This is a genomic window from Sporomusa malonica, from assembly GCF_900176355.1.
In the GTDB taxonomy this organism is placed as follows: Bacteria; Bacillota; Negativicutes; order Sporomusales; family Sporomusaceae; genus Sporomusa; species Sporomusa malonica.
This window is the reverse complement of sequence record NZ_FWXI01000026.1, coordinates 1-17,211: the sequence shown is the minus strand read 5'-3', so window position 1 is coordinate 17,211 and position 17,211 is coordinate 1. Positions and strand designations below refer to the sequence as shown.

Below are 17,211 nucleotides of genomic sequence, written 5' to 3'. Positions count from 1 at the left end.
GGGTCTTACAGGGGGACTAACACACGTGATTTTATCAATCAATAAATATATGCGCAGACAAGTGATTAAGCTTGCCTGGCCGGTGATTTTTGAAGGCGTTGGCGTGATGGCTGTTAATGTGTTTGTTACTGCCATGGTTGGGCAGCTTGGGGCTGTGCCGTTAGCAGCTGTTGGACTGGCGACCATGATGCAATTTACGGCAGCCATGGTGTTTGCGGCTGCAGGTACAGGCGCAGCTTCCATTATTGCAAGGGAGAGCGGGGCGGGCCATTGGCACGAAGTACGGAATGTCACAGGGCAGGCTATTATGCTGGGGGCAGCGTTTGGTGCCGTGTTGGCGGCTTTAGGGCTGTTAACGGCTGATAAGGTATTGGCTTTAACGGGGGCTGAGCCCGAGGTGGCAGGATTGGCCGCCGGATTAGTTAAGATTATGTTTATGTTTACGCCGTTTTTTTTGATTATGTCTATTGCTAATGCGGCGCTCCGCGGGATGGGCAAAACAGAGACTGCTTTTTATATAACCATTTTCAGTAATGCTACAGCCCTGATCATCTCATACTTATTGGTATTTGGGCATGGCTTTCCGCGATTTGGCGCTTATGGTGCGGCCTGGGGACTGGGAATGTCGCAATTGGCTGGGGGAATGGCTGCGCTCTTGGCGCTGAACAGTCTTAGTACTGTCCGGTTATCCTGGCGTCATATAGTGTCATTTCAGCAGCGAACCATTAGGCGGATCATTGATATTAGTGTGCCGGCTGCTTTAGAGCAGGTGGCTATGCAGGGCGGTCGCCTGGTATTCACCTTTATGCTGGCTGGGGTGGGGGCACTGCAGTTTGCTGCCCATCAAATCGCTATTCAGGTTGAATCTATGTCGTTTATGCCAGGATTTGGCTTCTCTGTGGCATCAATGACACTTGTCGGGCAGTATCTGGGGAAAGGTATGCCGCACCGGGCCGTGCAGTTTGCCTGGATGACCAATAAGATTGCTTTTTGGAGCATGGCAGCTACTGGTATTGCTATCTTTACTTTTGCTAAGCCGCTGGCCTCCCTCTTTATTGACGACATGCAAGTTGTCTATTGGGGTGCGCTGTGTGTGATGATTGCCGTATTGGAGCAGCCGACACTTGCCGTGTGTTTTGTCCTGGGTGGGGCGCTCCGTGGGGCAGGGGACACCCGCTGGCCGATGTATGTAACGACATTTGGCGTGTGGCTGATCCGTCTGCCGCTGGTGTATCTGTTTATCATCGTATGGGGCTATGATATTACAGCTGCCTGGTACATTACGGCCGGAGATTTTTTAATCAGGAGTGCCATACTATGGTGGCGGTTTGGCTCAGAAAAGTGGATGGAGAAATAAGGAACGTCACGCGTGACTCGCGTGACGTTTTGTTTTATTCTGCTATCACATCGGTGATCGCGATATTGGGCTTCATGGCAAGATCAATTAGCTGGCCGGTGGCAGTCAGGCCGTTCGTCCGCGTGTTCTGTTCAGCAACCTCTACAATGGGAGTAGCAGCAAAACGGACTTTGTTTTTCACGACATAAGCCAACTGATTGGTCGTAAGCCGAACCAGGCTGCCGACTGGATACAGTGGTGCTGTATGGAAAAAAGCGCGTAACAGATACAGATCAAACTGGGTATTGCCGCCTGCCAGCATATCCTCGGCCAGTGTGTGGCGTGGGGCGCCTGTTTTGCTGGCAGCTGTCATCTCGTTATCAAAATGATTGACAATAGCTACCAGTCGTGACAGGGGGTGGATTTCTTTGCCCACTAATCCCGAAGGATAACCCTGCCCATCATAGCGTTCGTGGTGTTCAGCCGCAATGCGTGCTGCGATTGATCCGACTTTGTTTTTTAATAAAAGTTGCTGGCCGTAAATGGGATGCAGTCGCTCAGGGTCGGATGCCGGACCATTGATCGCGGGGACGACAGCTTTGCCCAAATCGTGAAAAAGGGCTCCTAGTGCTAAATCCATCAATACAGGGCGCGGCAGCTTAATATAAAGCCCTGTTGCTATCGCCATCAGGCAAACGTTGACAGCATGTCCAATCTCATCCTCGGTTGGCTGGCGTACCTGGATATTAATGATTTGAGGAAGTTTTTTTTCTGTCTCGTCAATGACTGTTCTCACAGATTGCTGAATCTCTGTAACATAGTCTGAGTTGAGTCCGGAATTTAGTATTTCAGGGCTTTTTTTATTAAATAGTGAGCGAAAGCAGGTGATAAGGTTTTCTCTGATTTCAGTGGCAATAACGGTATTTTTTTTTAATTCGGCGGCGTATGGGTCATAGATAGGAATACTGTTTAATCCCATCTGTTTAAGGCGGGTAATGTAGAATTCAGTGAGGGCAATGCCTTCTTCTAAAAGTAGATTGCCCCTGTCATCAACAATATCGCGTGCCAGCGTCATGCCAGCTTTTACCTCGTTGAGAAGCATAAGGCAGACCTCCTTGAATTTCTACCATTATTATACATAAACCAACAAAGAAAAGAAATATTCTAAAGTCCTAGTTACCTGGGACTTTAGTCTGATATCTGCCGTGGGGCACACCGAAGCATATTATGGCATATTATGTTAGTAGCAGCGTTAGCGGCTTTATTTTGGCTAAGAAAGGGGGATAATGATGTCACTTTTAGTAAATACGCTAAAAGCTAATGTTCATTTGGCGGCACTTACATCAGGATTATTTGGTATATTGGGGTTGTTTTCCTGGATGCCGCAGATGTTCTATATGGTGTATCCGAGTGACGCTTACCTTGTCATCCATACAGTTGCCGAAATCAGCTGTATGGCAATTGGATTAAGCGTATTTATCGTAGTTTGGTATAGCTGGCCCCAAACCCAAAACAGCCGCGACCTGGCAATTGCGATGGTATTCCTGGCCGTTGGTCTTTTAGATTTTGCTCATCTGATGTCATATAAAGGTATGCCGGATTTTATAACTGCCAATAGTGAGAATAAGGCATCAACCTACTGGATTATTAGCCGTTTGCTTGCAAGTATAGGATTACTGGCTGCTGTGTACATCCCGCGACGCAGTAAGAATCCAGCGTTTCACCGGCTATATCTTTTGACCGTAACTTTGACAACAGCTATGGCGCTTATCTTGATTGTATCGCTGTTTGAGAACGCCTTAATCCCGATGTTCCTGCCTGGTCAGGGGCAGACGATGGAGAAAATCGCTTTTGAGTATGTAATTATGCTGTTAAACCTTCTTGCTATTTACTTGTACGGTCATCGCAACCCGTCACAGCAGTCAGTATTTCTGCTGCGGGTCAGCCTGGTTTTTAACTTTGTGGCTGGAATGGCTTTTACTCTGTACTCGAGCGCCTATGACAGTTTCAACCTAATTGGCCATGTGTATAAAATTGCTGCCTATTACTGTATTTTACGATCTCTCTTGCAGACCTCGATTTTGCGTCCCTATATGCGTATTTCGCGCCTTAACCGTGCACTCAGGAGTATGGTTGCAAAAAATATGAGTTTGTACAAAGATACAAAAGATAGTGAGCGTATTTTGCAGCAAGCTTTTATTCAGTTGGGAGCTACCCTTGCGACCAAACATGATCTGGAAGCCATGCTGCAGCAGGTAGTAACCGCTACCGGTACAGTTTTCCAATGCGACCATGTTTATCTGGCGCTGGTTGAAAATAATAAAACGCTAAAGATCGTAGCCTATATCAGTAGCTTTAAGCCGCCAGAGCGGTTTCAGTTTGATAAATGCTTTATGGGTAAGGTGTTTACTGAAAAAAAACCAGTGGTTATTGATAATATTGAGCATCATCAGGAGCGAATCATCGAAGCTGTTCGTCAGGCAGGGTTAAAATCTATGGTTGGCGCGCCCATCAGGCATAATGGCGATGTCATTGGCGTGCTCGAGATCTTCTCGCGTAAAGAAAGAGAGTTTACTCAGCATGATGCCCAGTTTCTCAGTGTATTTTCCCATCATGCTGGTGAGGCTATTAAAAATGCCCGTGCTTATGAGACGACGGTGGAAAGCCTTGCCGAGCTTAGTCTGCTATATAGTGTTGTCAAAGATTTAGCTGTCCAGCAGTCGCCGTCAGGTATTTTGACCAAAATAGCGGAAAAGTTGCATAATCTGTTTTCTGCCAATGGCACAGTAGCTTTCATTATGCATCATCGGGATGATGGTATTCACACCGAACCGGTTTTTTCCATTGGATTTGAACAAAAAGAGATCGATCATCTACAGCGGGTATTTTCTGATGGCAAAATGACCTGGCCGTGGAGCGGGTTAAGTGCCATGGATGAAAATACTGCTGGTGAGAATGAACGTGGGCTTATTACTATGTCGGTACTTATGTCCCGGCGCCTTAATATATTACCACTCCTGGCCAGCGGCAAGCTGCAGGGGCTGATTGTGCTCGGATGGAATGACCCCATGCAGGAAGTTCCGCCAGGCAAGGACCTTGTTCTTAGCACAATTGCCAGCCAGACAGCGATTGGTCTGGAACGTGCCTATTTATATGATCATTTTCAGGCCATGGCATTGACTGATCCACTTACCCGTTTGGCTAATCGTCGTCAGCTTGACATCTATTTGTGCCGTGAAATCAGCCGTACACTCAGTTATCATCGTCCGTTGAGTCTGATTATGCTGGATATCGACTTTTTTAAGAAGGTCAACGATACCTGGGGTCACCTGGCCGGTGATGTCATTCTGCAAAGGATGGGAGCCATGATTAAAGAGCGCTTTCGCCCCACTGACATGAGCGCCCGGTATGGTGGCGAAGAATTTGCTGTTGTTTTACCTGAGACTTGCCTTGAAGAAGCGGCCAACCTGGCGGAAACTTTTCGTCAGTATATTGAAGCCGCTAAGTTTGAAATGGATGTAAATGTCATTACAATTACAATAAGTTTAGGTGTAGCAACCCTTGAAAGTCAGAGCGAGTGGGAAGATCCCAAGGATGGGCTTATTGACGCAGCTGATCAGGCCCTGTATCAGGCCAAGCAACAAGGACGAAACCGCGTAGAATGTCACCGGTAATAATAACTAAAATAATAAATAATACCCAAATCGAGAATAGTTGGCGCAAGTCTAACACATGCTATTGCTGAAAAACCGAAAAGGAGGGATACCTGTGTTATCATCAAAAGAGCTAATGCACTTGGAGGATTTCCTTGGCATGGAACAAAGCTGCGCTAAGACAATGAATTATTTTGCCAGCAGTGTCCAGGATACTCAGTCTAAGCAACTGTTCCAACAACTTGCCCAAAAAAGCCAGCAGCATTTCCAAACGCTAAGTAAGCATTTAAATGCAGGCCAAAACTTACAATAATTGAGGTGAACAACTGTGGCACAAATGAATCAACAATCAGGGCAAACCATGCAAGCCGGCATGAGTGGCCAGGGCGCCAGTCTGTCTGACCGCGAGCTTTTGCAACTTGCTCTTAATGAAACAAAACTTACAGCAGCTTCTGTCAACACATTTGCGTTAGAAGCTTCCAGCGATACTCTCCGCCGCGATTATCTAACTGTTCTGGGAGATGTTCATAACCAGGAGAAACAAATTTTTGACCTTATGCAGCAAAAAGGCTACTACAATGTCAAAAATGCCAATCCGCAAGAAATTGCGCAGGCTAAATCCAAGTTTAGCGGCCAAGCTCAGTAATATTTGTTTCGGACTCAGCTTAACTATCAGAAAATCAGGTGGAAGGTCTACTCCACCTGATTTTCTTTCGCCAAATTCTTGTATAAAATTACCTTGACGTAATCAGCAGTGAGAGTTAAAATTAAACAAGAACTATTCGATAACTATTTTCCACTGGTAATTTGTATAAGGGAAGGCGAGAGTAGTGGACATTTGCGTTACAACATTGCTACGGGACAAGGGTTTCAAAGTTACGCCACAACGGTTGGCCATTTATAGTGCCTTGGCTGCCACCAAGGCCCACCCAAGCGCAGAGATGATTTACAATGAGCTTCAACCACTCTATCCAACGATGAGCTTGGCGACAGTGTATAAGACCATCGAGATTTTGAAAGAACTTAATCTGGTGCAGGTGCTTAATGTTGGAGAAGACAGTTTCCGTTATGATGCTGACACCGCCAATCATCCACATGTCCGTTGCATGTGCTGCGGTCGGGTTGATGATTTGTACGGCGTCGACTCTACAGAGTTTATCGGCAAAGTAGCAGCACAGACAGAGTATACTCTTCAAGGTCAGCAATTCTATTTTTATGGTGTGTGTCCTGCTTGCCAGGTAACGACCTCAGCCGTAAGCTAGAAAAATACATCCCAAGGCCATAGTGGTCTTGGGATGTATTTTTTTATATACCGTTATTCGTTAGGGAGTACTGAGGATAGCTACTCCTGCGCTGGTACCAATTCTGGTAGCACCGGCGCTAAGCATAGCTAGTGCTTGCTGGCGAGTTTTAATGCCGCCTGATGCTTTAATCCCACAACGACTTGTGTCGCCGATAATTGATTTAAATAGTGTAATATCTTCTATTGTCGCACCACCTGGGACAAAACCGGTTGAAGTTTTGATAAAATGGGCTCCAGAGGTAAGAACAAGTTCACAAATGCGGCGTTTTTCATCCAGGTCAAGAAGTGCGGTTTCAACAATTACTTTGACCAGCTTATCCTCTGCTGCAGCAACAACGGCTTTAATATCTTGTAGTACAGCATCCCATTGACCGCTTTTTAACGCGCTTAAATTAATTACCATATCGAGCTCATCAACCTTAGCCTCAAGTGCTGTCTGCACTTCAAGAACCTTACACGCTGAAAAGGTAGCTCCAAGCGGGAAGCCTATGACAGTTGCCGTTTTTACTTTACTTCCTGAGAGCAAATTAGAGGCCAAGCCTGCATAACAAGGATTAACGCAAACGGCGGCAAATTGATAAGTGATAGCCTCCTCGCATAATTGGATGATCTGGTCTACTGTTGCATCTGGTTTCAGTAACGTATGATCGACAAATTTGTTTAACTCAACGTTCATTGCAGTTCCCCCTGAAAATTTTTAGAGCAGATAAATAGATGAGGATAAGTACAATGGATAATATATCCAAATAACATTATAGCATACTATTGAACGCTGCCAATAGAGTTAAACATTAACTTTACATAAAACACCTGTAGAAGTAAACTTGAACGCATGGTATAATGTCCTCTACTTACTAGAGAGGAGGGCAGCTAACATGCGTGCTTTTATACAAATGATTCCCGGTGGCGTGCCAGCAGTGATTGGTCTAGTCTTGGCTTGTCTGTTTTTTAGCATGATTCCGGGGCGTCCGCAAATGTGGCTGTACCCTCTGGTACGGCAGGCAATGCAGCTGAAAATTGACTATCAGACCAAAGATATGCTGGCTAAGGAAACGCCGCATTTTATTATTAAATATACTGAGAATGATGCTGATATGGTTAACATGGTGGCTGAAGCGGCTGAGGCTGCGTATGAGCCTGTGACTGCGGCGCTCAATTATGCGCCAGGCGGTAGAGCACTAATTTTGGTATACTCTGACCGTCAGGCGATGAAAAAGGCATATGGCTGGGCAGGTGATGCCAGTGCGATGGGCTTTTACTGGGGTGGCGTGATTCAAATTTTGTCGCCCAAAGCCTGGATGAAGAATAGTCAATCGACTAACGAGTTTATTGCTACAGGTCCGATTGCTCACGAATACACGCATTTGGTGCTTGATCACCTGGCCAAGGGAAATTACAGCCGTTGGTTTACTGAGGGCTTAGCCCAATATGTAGAATACAAGGCTAACGGTTACGAATGGGTGACTGTTGACAACCGGCTAACAGGTAAAATATACACTATGGACGAAATGGATGCTGATTTTGACGAGTTGCCCAACCAATCGCTGGCTTACCGGCAGTCATTGGCGGCAGTGCGTTACATTGCCGAGGTACATGGCGATGCCAAGCTGAATCAGGTGCTTAATTATCTCAAGGCTGGTGTGAAGGTAGACCGCGCCATTGAAAAGACGCTCAGGATGGATTACGCCACCTATGAGACCATGGTTAACCTATGGGCCAAAGGCAATATGAAGCAATATAGCAAGAACGCGAATTAAGGGGATGTGCCATGGGCATATCCTCTTTGTTACATATAAAAGCCATAGTTGGGAAAATTATCATTACGATTGCCTAAGGGGGGAGTCAAATGCTTACCCGGCGGGATTTTCTCAAAAGCTGTATGTCTACAGCTTTGACCGCTAGTCTGACCGACCATCTAATGCCTATTATGCGCCAAGCCTTTGCCGAGAGCAAGCTGACAAAACCGCCTGTTATCTGGCTGGAGCTTGGGTCTTGCACCGGTAATTCGATTTCTCTGGACAATGCTATTAATCCAACGTTTTATCAGGTTCTGACAGATATGATCGATATGAGGTATAATTGGCTGCTCAATGTTGGTCAGGGCGAGCAGGTCGTCCAGGCCATCATGGATACAGTAGAAAAGGAGGCAGGACAGTTTTGGCTGGTTGTTGAGGGTTCGGTTATGACGGCCGATAATGGCCGGTTCAATCATGTCTTTATGCGGGGCAACGAGCTTATCACTGGGATGGCAGCGCTTAAGGAATTTGCACCCAAGGCTAAACACGTCATTGCGGTTGGCACCTGTGCCTGCTTTGGCGGCCCAGGGGCGGCGTATCCTAACCCTGGTGGTGGCAAGGGGGTATGGGAAGTAATCAAACAGCCTGTTATCAACATCCCTGGGTGTCCGATCCATCCTGATTGGGTGACAGGCACCTTTAGTCATTTGATTATGTATGGCCTGCCTGAGATGGACAGCTATAACCGCCCTAAGATGTTTTTTGGACAAACTATCCATGATTTGTGCCAACGCCGCCAGCAGTTTGAAGACGGAATTTTTGCCTCTTTCCCCGGTGAAAGCGGCTGTCTATTTAGAGTAGGGTGCAAAGGGCCGATTACACATGCGGATTGTCCTAAACGCCAATGGAACCATTATGTCAATTGGCCAGTAAGAGCCGGAGCACCATGTATTGGCTGTGCCAGTCCGGGATTTCCTGACAGTACAATGCCTTTTTATAATCACCTTCCCGATATTCAGACACCTATGGGAGCGCTAAATGTTAAGAAATTCGGTGCAGCCGCTGCCGGGTTGGGGGCTGCCGCAGTAGGTACTTACCTGGTTACAGGGGTTATTGCCAAACGGGTAGGAAAACATTGGCTAGACGGCACAAAGCCCAATGAACCTGATCCGCCCGAAAATCTGGAGCAGCTCAAACAAGAGCTTGATGACCTGATCCGCCAACAGAATGCACTCATTAGCGAAAGCAAAAGCCTGAGTAAGAGTAAGGTTAAGCGCAAATTGCCCCGAACTTTGCGTCAGAAGGTAGTTGACTTCTTTCGTCCAGGGCAAAAGCATAGGAGGTAGCACATATGGCTGTGCAGACAATATTTCCGGTAACACGGATTCACGAGCCGCTCAGGGCTGATGTTGAAGTACAAAATGGCAAGATAACTGATGCCTGGCTAGGAGCGCATTTATTCCGGGGAATGGAGAATATGCTGCAAAACCGCGACCCGCGGGATGCCGCGTTATTTACCCAGCGTATTTGCGGCATTTGTTCATCAGCCCACGCCATAGCAGCCAGTATGGCGCAGCAGCAGGCGTTCAAGGTTCAGCCGACACCAGCCGGCCAGCATATTACTAATCTGATATTTGCTGCTGACATTATCCAGAACAATCTCCGGCATTTTTATGTGCTTGTTCTCTACGATTACGTGAAAGGCCCTGACATGCCCCCTTATGTGCCACGCCCGCAAGGTGACTACCGCCTGCCGCCGAAGGTTAATGCCGAACTCTTACAACATGCCAAAGAAGCCGCTCTTCAGTCGGTACGGGCTCATGAGGCTATGGCTGTTTTCGGTGCTAAGGCGCCTCACCAGCAGACCATTCTGGCAACAGGCGTAACCGAACAGGCTTCGGTTGAGAGAATCATGGCTTACAGCAGTATTTTACAGGAACTGACTGAGTGGATAGAGAATTTTTACATAAATGATGTGATGACAATTGCCGAGTACTATAAAGACTATTATAGTATTGGGGCTGGCTACGGCAACTTCTTTTCGGTTGGCATGTTTCCGGCTCCCCTGACTGGTGAACGCGCTTTTAAGGCTGGTCTTGTTGTCAACCAAGGTCAGCCTGGGCCGCTTGATGTAAATCATTTTGGTGAAGAAATTCGCTACAGCTGGTATAAAGACGATGCAGCCCGCCGGTCACCTGTTGAAGGCCGGACAGAACCTAATCGCGATAAAACAGAAGCCTATTCATGGGTTAAAGCGCCGCGTTACCAAGAGATGCCGGTGGAATGCGGTCCTTTGGCCAGAGGGTTTGTTAACGGAGATTACCGGCGCGGGGTATCGGTCATGGACAGGTTGATTGCCAGAGCTAAGGAGACACTCAAAATATGCAAATTAGCCCAAGGCTTCTTACACGAAATTGTGCCCAACTCGCCCAGCTATCAGCCATTTACACCGCCTGATACCGGGAGCGGTGTGGGGCTGACTGATGCTATGCGGGGCGTGCTGGGGCACTGGATGGAATACAAACATAATAAAGTGACGCATTACCAACTGGTAACACCCACAACCTGGAATTTTTCGCCGCGTGACAGCAGGGGCATTCGCGGTCCAGTCGAACAAGCGCTTATCGGCACACCAGTGGCTGACGGCGGAGGTCTGATCGAGGCTGGACGCGTTATCCGCTCATTTGACCCATGCTTTACCTGTGCTGTGCATATGTTAGAGCGTTAATACTGGCCCACTTTTCTAAAATCGCGTTTAATCCCTGGCATACCAGGCTCCCAGCCAGCTGGGACGCCTTCACCGGTTGCTTCGCCGTATTGCGTGCCTTCAAGAGTGCGGACAATTTCACGGACATTGCGGCCAACCTCGCGCGGATAGACCGAATAGTAGCGGATTATGCCCTCAGGATCAATCAGAAAGGTCGCTCGAAATGAGGCACCAGCCTCAAAATTGTAGACCCCATACGACTTGGTAATATTGCCGGTGCGGTCAGATAAAAGTGGATACTGGACTTTACTTGCATTTGGCGAAATCTCGTGAAAGATTTTATGTGAGTAGACACTGTCAGTACTGATAGCTATGGCGTCGGCGCCAAGTCTTCTAATATGCGGATAATGGGCGGCAACTGCCGCCAGTTCGGTCGGTCAAACAAAAGTGAAATCACTGGAATAAAAGAATACGAGCAGCCACTTACCTAAATAATCCTCCAAGCAAACCTCAATTTCACGCCCACAGTAATATGCACTTGTGCAAAAGTTTGGTGCTCTTTCGCCAATCCCTATGCGCGGACACTCCTGGACACATGACTCAGTCAAGCATTTTTTCATAGATAAACCTCCTTCCTGCTTTATCCGAAGACTAACCCGCTCTAAGACTCCCACTTCTACAAGTGAGAGTTATACCCAAAGGGCACAGGCGAGCGGCTAAGTCCCTGGATAAGGGCGACTAACCTTCAGGTGGGGTTAAAACCCCATCTGAAGCTAAGTCTACTTTATGTTATGTAACATGAGTGGGGAAGGTGACTAGTTGAAGACTAGGTAACGGCATGATACAATATTTGCTAGCAGAATAAAGACTTGGCCTTATGCCAAGTCTTTTACATACCGGAAAGGGGACAAGTATGAATATTTTTCAAGCTTGTGATATACGTGGCGTGGCTGGCAGAGAGCTAACCGATGTTATGGCCAGGCGTATTGCTTTAGCGGTTGGTGTTAAGCTTACCGGACAGAAGGTAGTGGTAGGAGGCGATATCAGACTGTCTACGCCCAGCCTGCAGCGTATTATGATTGATGGTTTAGCCGAATCAGGCTGTCAGGTCATTGACATTGGAACAGTTGCAACGCCAGTGTTCTACTATGCGCTCAAAGCCACTGGCGCAACTGGCGGCGTTATGGTTACGGCCTCCCATAACCCGGCCCAGTATAATGGTTTTAAGCTGGTACTTGGCCCACAGCCGGTCAGTGAAGAGGATGTAGCGCAAATTGGGCAGATGGTAGCAATAAACGCCCGTACGCAGGGCCAGGGTTCAGTGAGACAGCTGCCGGTTATTGCTGACTATATTGAGCATACAGCAAGCAAGGCTCGCTCAGGCAGGTTGAAAGTCGTGGTTGATGCTGGAAACGGTGCGACGGCGACTATTGCTCCTAAGTTGTTTCAACGGCTGGGGTATGAAGTAATTGAAATTAACTGTACACCTGACGGGCGTTTCCCCAATCATCCACCTAATCCGGCGCTTGCCGAAAACCTAACAGCCCTCGGTGAAGCCGTGCGTGCAAGTGGTGCTGCGCTGGGGATCGGTTTTGACGGTGATGGTGACAGGGTAGGCTTTGTCGATGAAACCGGCCATGCACTTGATAATGATGATATTATGGTGCTAATTGCCCAGTTTTACCTTGCCCGCGAAAAAGGTGCAATTATCTATGATGCCAAATGCTCCATGGTTGTGCCGGAAGAAGTGACTAAAGCCGGCGGTCGTGCCATCATGGCGCGGGCGGGACATACCTTTAGCAAAGCGGCTTTTTTAAGGGAGAATGCCCTATTTGCCGGTGAAATTAGCGGTCACTTCTTTTTCCGCGAGCTAGGTTATGATGACGGTATGTTCTCAGGACTCAAAGTATGTGAGTTAGTGGCTGACCAAGGCAGTCTGGCCGCACAGGTGGATAATATTCCCAACTATTTACTAACACCAGATATTCGCGTTCCGTACCTAGGGGCAGATAAAGCGGCCGTACTCATGCAGGTGGCCGATAAGCTTGTAAACTACAGTCCCAACCTGATTGATGGTGTACGGATTGAGTTTGACGATGGGTGGGGTATGATTCGAGCTTCTGTTACCGAACCGCTTTTTACCTTGCGGTTTGAGGCTAAATCTGAGGGCCGGTTGAAAGAAATTACAGCAATTCTGCTAAATGCACTACCGTCTGATGTACGAGTAGCTGTTAGCGACAAGCTGCCCAAACAATGCGTGCAAAGTACTGGAAAGTTGTGTGTTTGAACCCATAATTGCTGCAGTTAAAAAGGATTTGCCGCATTTAAGTCGAATATATTCCTCGTTAATAAGGTATATTCAAAAGAGGTAATTATGCAAATTCAAGTTTTAGCCAGCGGCAGTACTGGGAATGCAATATTTATTGAAATAGACAATACCAAGCTGTTGGTTGATGCTGGCATCAGTGCGCGGCGCATCAAACAGTCGCTTGATAACATTGGTACCAAGGTTGAAGATCTTGATGGCGTGTTCATCACCCACGAGCACCGCGACCATGTTAGCGGCTTACAGACACTACTTAAAAAATACCGTTTGCCTGCCTACGCCCGGCCTGATACCTGGCAGTCAATGTACTGCAGGACGTCGCTGCCTGATGAGTGTTGCAAGACACTCCCTGACAGTCTTGATATTGGCAAGGTAAAGGTTGAGCCTTTTAGCATTTCCCATGATGCAGCAGATCCTGTGGGCTTTCGTCTGCAGGCCGGCAATACCAAGGTTTGTGTTGCCACAGACCTCGGCTTTGTCACGCCGACAGTTAAGGATGCCTTGGCGCTGTCTGATGTGTTGGTTTTGGAATCCAACCACGATGTTGACATGCTGAAAAATGGCAGCTACCCCTGGCATTTAAAAAAACGGATTATGAGCAACCGTGGCCATCTTGCCAATACTGACGCAGGCTGGGCTCTGGCAAGACTCAACCGTAAGGCCCATACACATGTTTTTTTGGCTCACATGAGCCAGGAAAATAATCGGCCTGAATTAGCAGAGGAGACGGTGGGCGCGATTTTAACAGATCAAGGCTGCAAACTAGGTCAAGATATTACTTTGCAACTTACCTATCCTCAACAAATTTCGGGATTTCCCGCCCTGTAAGAAAATATAACTTTCCGTCTGGATAAGGGCAACATTACCCAAAGGGCACAGGCGGCTTTTCCGCTGTCGCCAAAGGCTCGGCGCAAGTCGTGTTTTCTTTAGTCTACCAGAATTTATAACGCAATTCTGTTGCCATAAGAACGACTAAGGCTTCTGCCGGTGTCCTGAAGGACTTGGCACAAGCTAAGTCTTTTCTTAAAAATAAGTAGGAGGCGATCGCATGAAATGGTTTAAAAGGTTAACTCCCTATATCGCAATATCATTAATCAGCATGATTATTGGCGCTACCTTAGTGGTAGGCTGTGGCGGCAATATAGCAGATAAAGCAAAAAAACCAGATGCTGCAGGTATGCCGTTCAAAGGTTTGCAGCCGCCAACTGCGCAGGCGAATGTATCAGAATCACGCAATACGCCCATCGTGCGGGCCGCTCAATCTGTCGGTCCGGCGGTTGTCGGCATTACGAACAAAGCATTTGCTCGTGATATGTTCAACCGTAAAGTACTTGTTGAACAAGGCTCGGGCTCAGGGGTTATCTTTGATGCCCAAGGTTATATAGCTACAAACTTCCATGTAGTGCAAAACGCCCAGGAGATTGCCGTATCCTTAGCTGATGGCCGCAATCTGACCGGCAAAGTTATTGGTAGTGACCAGGCGACTGATTTAGCAGTTGTCAAAGTGGATGCGACGGATCTGCCGGTGGCTACACTGGGTGACTCGGACTCACTCATGGTAGGTGAACCCGCCATTGCTATTGGCAATCCGCTTGGTTTGGAGTTTAAAGGCAGTGTAACTGCTGGAGTAGTCAGCGCCCTTAACCGCTCACTTGATATCGGTGAGCGTCGCTTCAAGCTAATTCAAACTGATGCCGCCATTAACCCCGGAAATTCCGGCGGGGCTCTCGTCAATGCTGACGGTGTGGTTGTTGGTATCAATAGCGCAAAAATTGCTCTATCTGGTGTAGAAGGCATTGGCTTTGCCATCCCCATTAACAGTGCTAGGCCCATCCTCCAGTCGCTGATCGACAAGGGGCGGGTAATCAGAGCCTACCTTGGTGTAGGCGCATTAGACCAGGCGTCTGCTGCGAAATACGGCTATGAACTCAACCTCGAAAAAGGCGTGTATCTTGCCAAGGTATCACAGAGCGGCCCAGCTTATAAATCAGGTATGCGCGAAGGTGATATCATCTTGAAAGTAGCCGGTGCCGAGACTAACAGTGTAGCCGAGCTTAGAGCAGTTCTCGACACTCAGCAAGTAGGCGGACACGTTGATGTCATCATCAAAAGGAATGGACAGAACCAGACCATTAACGTGCTTTTAGAAGAAATGCCTGGCCAATAATATGAAGATTACTATTGTAACGGTAGGTAAAATAAAAGAGAAGTATCTGACTGCGGGAATTCAGGAATTCTTAAAACGTTTGACCCCGTTCTGCAAGCTCGACATCGTTGAGCTTGCAGAAGAGCGTATGCCTGATAGCCCCTCCCCAGCTGAAAAAACACAAGCGCTCACCCGTGAGGGTGAGCGCATTTTAAAAGCCGTTCGTCAGGGCAGCTATCTAATTGTGCTCGATGTAGCAGGACAAGCAATGTCATCTGAGCAGCTTGCTGCCAAGTTTGATAGCCTGGCACTGAGCGGGCAAAGCGATATCACCTTCGTGATCGGCGGAGCCTTTGGCTTGTCTGCCGAGGTCGTGGGGGCCGCTAAGGAAAGGCTGTCGTTTTCTAAGATGACGTTTACGCATCAGATGATTCGGCTGCTCCTCGTTGAGCAGGTGTATCGGGCGTTTAAGATTAGTCGGGGAGAACCGTATCATTGGTAATGGTGCACAAAATGGTAGGTAAAGACCCGGTAAGTCTAGAAGACAGCTTTACCGGGTTTTCTGTTTTTTTTGCCAACGGTTTTTTTGATGCTTAAACTATTAGGCTTATATCTCCGCATTCCGTTCTAACAGTAGCCACTTTATAACCTTTTACATCACCCGCAAGTTCTGTCTGTGGTTCTTCAAACCGTATAACAAGGCTTTTTAAAGAAAAAACTTCATAGTAAAATATAATCAGGAGCGGTTGTGATTAATATTTCAGAAAATTAGTCTTAAGGGAGGAACTCTATGTCAAATCTGCGAGTTGATGATTCAGCCAGACTGGTTGGTTCATTCCGGTTGGGGGATAATGTTTACATAGCTCAGGGGTCGGTTCTGCGGTCGACAGATAATTCCTTAAAGATTGGCAATAACACTTGGGTCCTTGAGAACTCGGTCATAATCGGTACGTCTGAGCATCCTGTCAGAGTTGGCAGCAAAACTGTATTTGGGCATAAATGCATTGCCATCGGAGCGCAGATTGGCGATTTATGTGAGATAGGCAATGGTACCATCTTTCTTCCAGGCTCTAACATTGGCAATATGTGCATATTTGGTGAAGGTACGATTGTACCAGCAGGAACTATGATTCCTGACGAATCTGTTGTTGTCGGTAGGCCGGGCCGAGTAATTAGAAAATTGACTGATAAGGACAAAAATATGATTGCAAGGATGCGGGGCAATGATATTGGTTTACGTTTAGTGGAAGAAGTCAGTCTAGTATTTGGGCCGATGGGAGGTAAACAAATGGGGAAACTTTACAACTACGGTGACAGGTATCCGATAATTGACGATTCAGCGGTTATATTTGATTCCGCCGAAATTACAGGAAACGTTAAGATAGGTAGTAACTCAATAATTGCCTCAGGCGTGAGAATTATTGGAAACTCACACGGTCCAGTGAAGATCGGCAGCAATGTGCAAATCCTTGAAAACACAGTTTTGCATTTGCTGCCTGATAATGAACTAATTATCGAGGACAATGTTACGATTGGACCTGGATGCGTCATTCATGGAACCACAATTGGTCCTAATTCTATCATTGAGTCTGGTTCTATTGTCTGCGATTATAGTGTGCTGGGTACAAATACTTTAGTAAAGTCTGGAAGTGTGGTTAAGCAAAGAAGCACTATTTTGGATAATCAGATTGTCGAAGGCTTTCCTGCAGATTTTGTGGGAGAAAATGTGGATATGATGGAGAGACCGTCATGGGCTTATAAGCAGATTAACGGATGATGAATCAATACCTCAACTTTGCTAATGGTACGATAAGTGCTTTTATTGTATAGAGTTCTTAACAGACCTTCTAGAATTATTCTGAAAGGTATTATATTGAATTGAAAAGCCTTATGTTTGCGGAAGACTCGCGGGGACGGTTCTGTGCGCCAAGAAGTGCACAGAGTATAGCGGGTGGGAATCCCGCCTGAGAAGGCTTAGCCAGCCACTCTGTATCTAGCCTTGGG

At 47.1% G+C, this 17,211-nt stretch carries 17 protein-coding genes; 13 read left to right on the top strand and 4 right to left on the bottom strand.

Annotated features, from left to right (window positions below; genetic code table 11):
• The first annotated feature begins 25 nt into the window (after nucleotides 1-25).
• The gene (locus B9A22_RS21430) at nucleotides 26-1,357 is read left to right on the top strand and encodes an MATE family efflux transporter (RefSeq protein WP_245824094.1); all 1,332 of its coding nucleotides are present in this window, start codon (nucleotides 26-28) and stop codon (nucleotides 1,355-1,357) included.
• 34 nt (nucleotides 1,358-1,391) lie between these two features.
• On the opposite strand, the gene B9A22_RS21425 is transcribed toward B9A22_RS21430, so the two are convergent.
• On the bottom strand, nucleotides 1,392-2,438 hold the full coding sequence (locus tag B9A22_RS21425) for an HD-GYP domain-containing protein (RefSeq protein WP_084577991.1): 1,047 nt from the start codon (nucleotides 2,436-2,438) through the stop codon (nucleotides 1,392-1,394).
• A 187-nt stretch (nucleotides 2,439-2,625) separates the two neighbouring features.
• Here B9A22_RS21425 and B9A22_RS21420 point away from each other — a divergent pair, with 187 nt between their 5' ends.
• The 4 genes from B9A22_RS21420 (at nucleotide 2,626) to perR (ending at nucleotide 6,251) form a co-directional block, all read left to right on the top strand.
• Entirely contained in the window at nucleotides 2,626-5,010 is a 2,385-nt protein-coding gene (locus B9A22_RS21420) for an MASE3 domain-containing protein (RefSeq protein WP_176215639.1), read from the top strand.
• A gap of 94 nt (nucleotides 5,011-5,104) precedes the next feature.
• Nucleotides 5,105-5,302: a ferritin family protein gene (locus B9A22_RS21415; RefSeq protein ID WP_084577989.1), complete on the top strand. Its 198-nt coding sequence runs from the start codon at nucleotides 5,105-5,107 to the stop codon at nucleotides 5,300-5,302.
• Nucleotides 5,303-5,326: 24 nt separating this feature from the next.
• Nucleotides 5,327-5,635, top strand: a complete 309-nt coding sequence (locus tag B9A22_RS21410) for a spore coat protein (RefSeq protein ID WP_245824098.1) — start codon at nucleotides 5,327-5,329, stop codon at nucleotides 5,633-5,635.
• Nucleotides 5,636-5,819: 184 nt separating this feature from the next.
• Complete coding sequence (perR, locus tag B9A22_RS21405; protein ID WP_084577987.1) at nucleotides 5,820-6,251, top strand: transcriptional regulator PerR; 432 nt, start codon at nucleotides 5,820-5,822, stop codon at nucleotides 6,249-6,251.
• 60 nt (nucleotides 6,252-6,311) lie between these two features.
• Here the strand turns inward: perR and deoC are convergent, their stop codons facing one another.
• Entirely contained in the window at nucleotides 6,312-6,968 is a 657-nt protein-coding gene (deoC, locus tag B9A22_RS21400; protein ID WP_084577986.1) for a deoxyribose-phosphate aldolase, read from the bottom strand.
• A 199-nt stretch (nucleotides 6,969-7,167) separates the two neighbouring features.
• On the opposite strand from deoC, the gene B9A22_RS21395 reads away from it, so the two are divergent.
• The 3 genes from B9A22_RS21395 (at nucleotide 7,168) to B9A22_RS21385 (ending at nucleotide 10,756) form a co-directional block, all read left to right on the top strand.
• Complete coding sequence (locus tag B9A22_RS21395; protein ID WP_084577985.1) at nucleotides 7,168-8,049, top strand: peptidase MA family metallohydrolase; 882 nt, start codon at nucleotides 7,168-7,170, stop codon at nucleotides 8,047-8,049.
• A gap of 89 nt (nucleotides 8,050-8,138) precedes the next feature.
• Nucleotides 8,139-9,374 (top strand): hydrogenase small subunit, encoded by a 1,236-nt coding sequence (locus B9A22_RS21390; protein WP_084577984.1) that lies wholly within the window; start codon nucleotides 8,139-8,141, stop codon nucleotides 9,372-9,374.
• A 5-nt stretch (nucleotides 9,375-9,379) separates the two neighbouring features.
• The gene (locus tag B9A22_RS21385) at nucleotides 9,380-10,756 is read left to right on the top strand and encodes a nickel-dependent hydrogenase large subunit (protein WP_084577983.1); all 1,377 of its coding nucleotides are present in this window, start codon (nucleotides 9,380-9,382) and stop codon (nucleotides 10,754-10,756) included.
• On the opposite strand, the gene B9A22_RS21380 is transcribed toward B9A22_RS21385, so the two are convergent.
• Together B9A22_RS21380 and B9A22_RS26675 are read right to left on the bottom strand one after the other, a co-directional pair.
• A complete protein-coding gene (locus B9A22_RS21380) occupies nucleotides 10,753-11,163 on the bottom strand; it encodes a redoxin domain-containing protein (protein ID WP_084578033.1) in 411 nt (136 codons plus the stop codon). The genes B9A22_RS21385 and B9A22_RS21380 overlap by 4 nt on opposite strands.
• 9 nt (nucleotides 11,164-11,172) lie before the next feature.
• Nucleotides 11,173-11,355 carry a redoxin domain-containing protein gene (locus B9A22_RS26675; protein WP_084577982.1) on the bottom strand — a complete coding sequence of 61 codons (183 nt, stop codon included), beginning with the start codon at nucleotides 11,353-11,355 and terminating at the stop codon, nucleotides 11,173-11,175.
• A 293-nt stretch (nucleotides 11,356-11,648) separates the two neighbouring features.
• Between B9A22_RS26675 and B9A22_RS21370 the strand changes: the two genes are divergently transcribed.
• The 5 genes from B9A22_RS21370 to B9A22_RS21350 all read left to right on the top strand — a co-directional run bounded on the left by B9A22_RS21370 (nucleotide 11,649) and on the right by B9A22_RS21350 (nucleotide 16,984).
• Nucleotides 11,649-13,022, top strand: a complete 1,374-nt coding sequence (locus tag B9A22_RS21370) for a phosphomannomutase/phosphoglucomutase (RefSeq protein ID WP_084577981.1) — start codon at nucleotides 11,649-11,651, stop codon at nucleotides 13,020-13,022.
• Between the two features lie 87 nt (nucleotides 13,023-13,109).
• Nucleotides 13,110-13,889, top strand: a complete 780-nt coding sequence (locus B9A22_RS21365) for an MBL fold metallo-hydrolase (protein ID WP_084577980.1) — start codon at nucleotides 13,110-13,112, stop codon at nucleotides 13,887-13,889.
• A 220-nt stretch (nucleotides 13,890-14,109) separates the two neighbouring features.
• Nucleotides 14,110-15,228 (top strand): S1C family serine protease, encoded by a 1,119-nt coding sequence (locus B9A22_RS21360; RefSeq protein WP_084577979.1) that lies wholly within the window; start codon nucleotides 14,110-14,112, stop codon nucleotides 15,226-15,228.
• Nucleotide 15,229: 1 nt separating this feature from the next.
• A complete protein-coding gene (gene rlmH, locus B9A22_RS21355; protein ID WP_084577978.1) occupies nucleotides 15,230-15,709 on the top strand; it encodes a 23S rRNA (pseudouridine(1915)-N(3))-methyltransferase RlmH in 480 nt (159 codons plus the stop codon).
• Nucleotides 15,710-15,997: 288 nt separating this feature from the next.
• On the top strand, nucleotides 15,998-16,984 hold the full coding sequence (locus B9A22_RS21350; protein WP_084577977.1) for a DapH/DapD/GlmU-related protein: 987 nt from the start codon (nucleotides 15,998-16,000) through the stop codon (nucleotides 16,982-16,984).
• The last annotated feature ends 227 nt before the right edge of the window (nucleotides 16,985-17,211 follow it).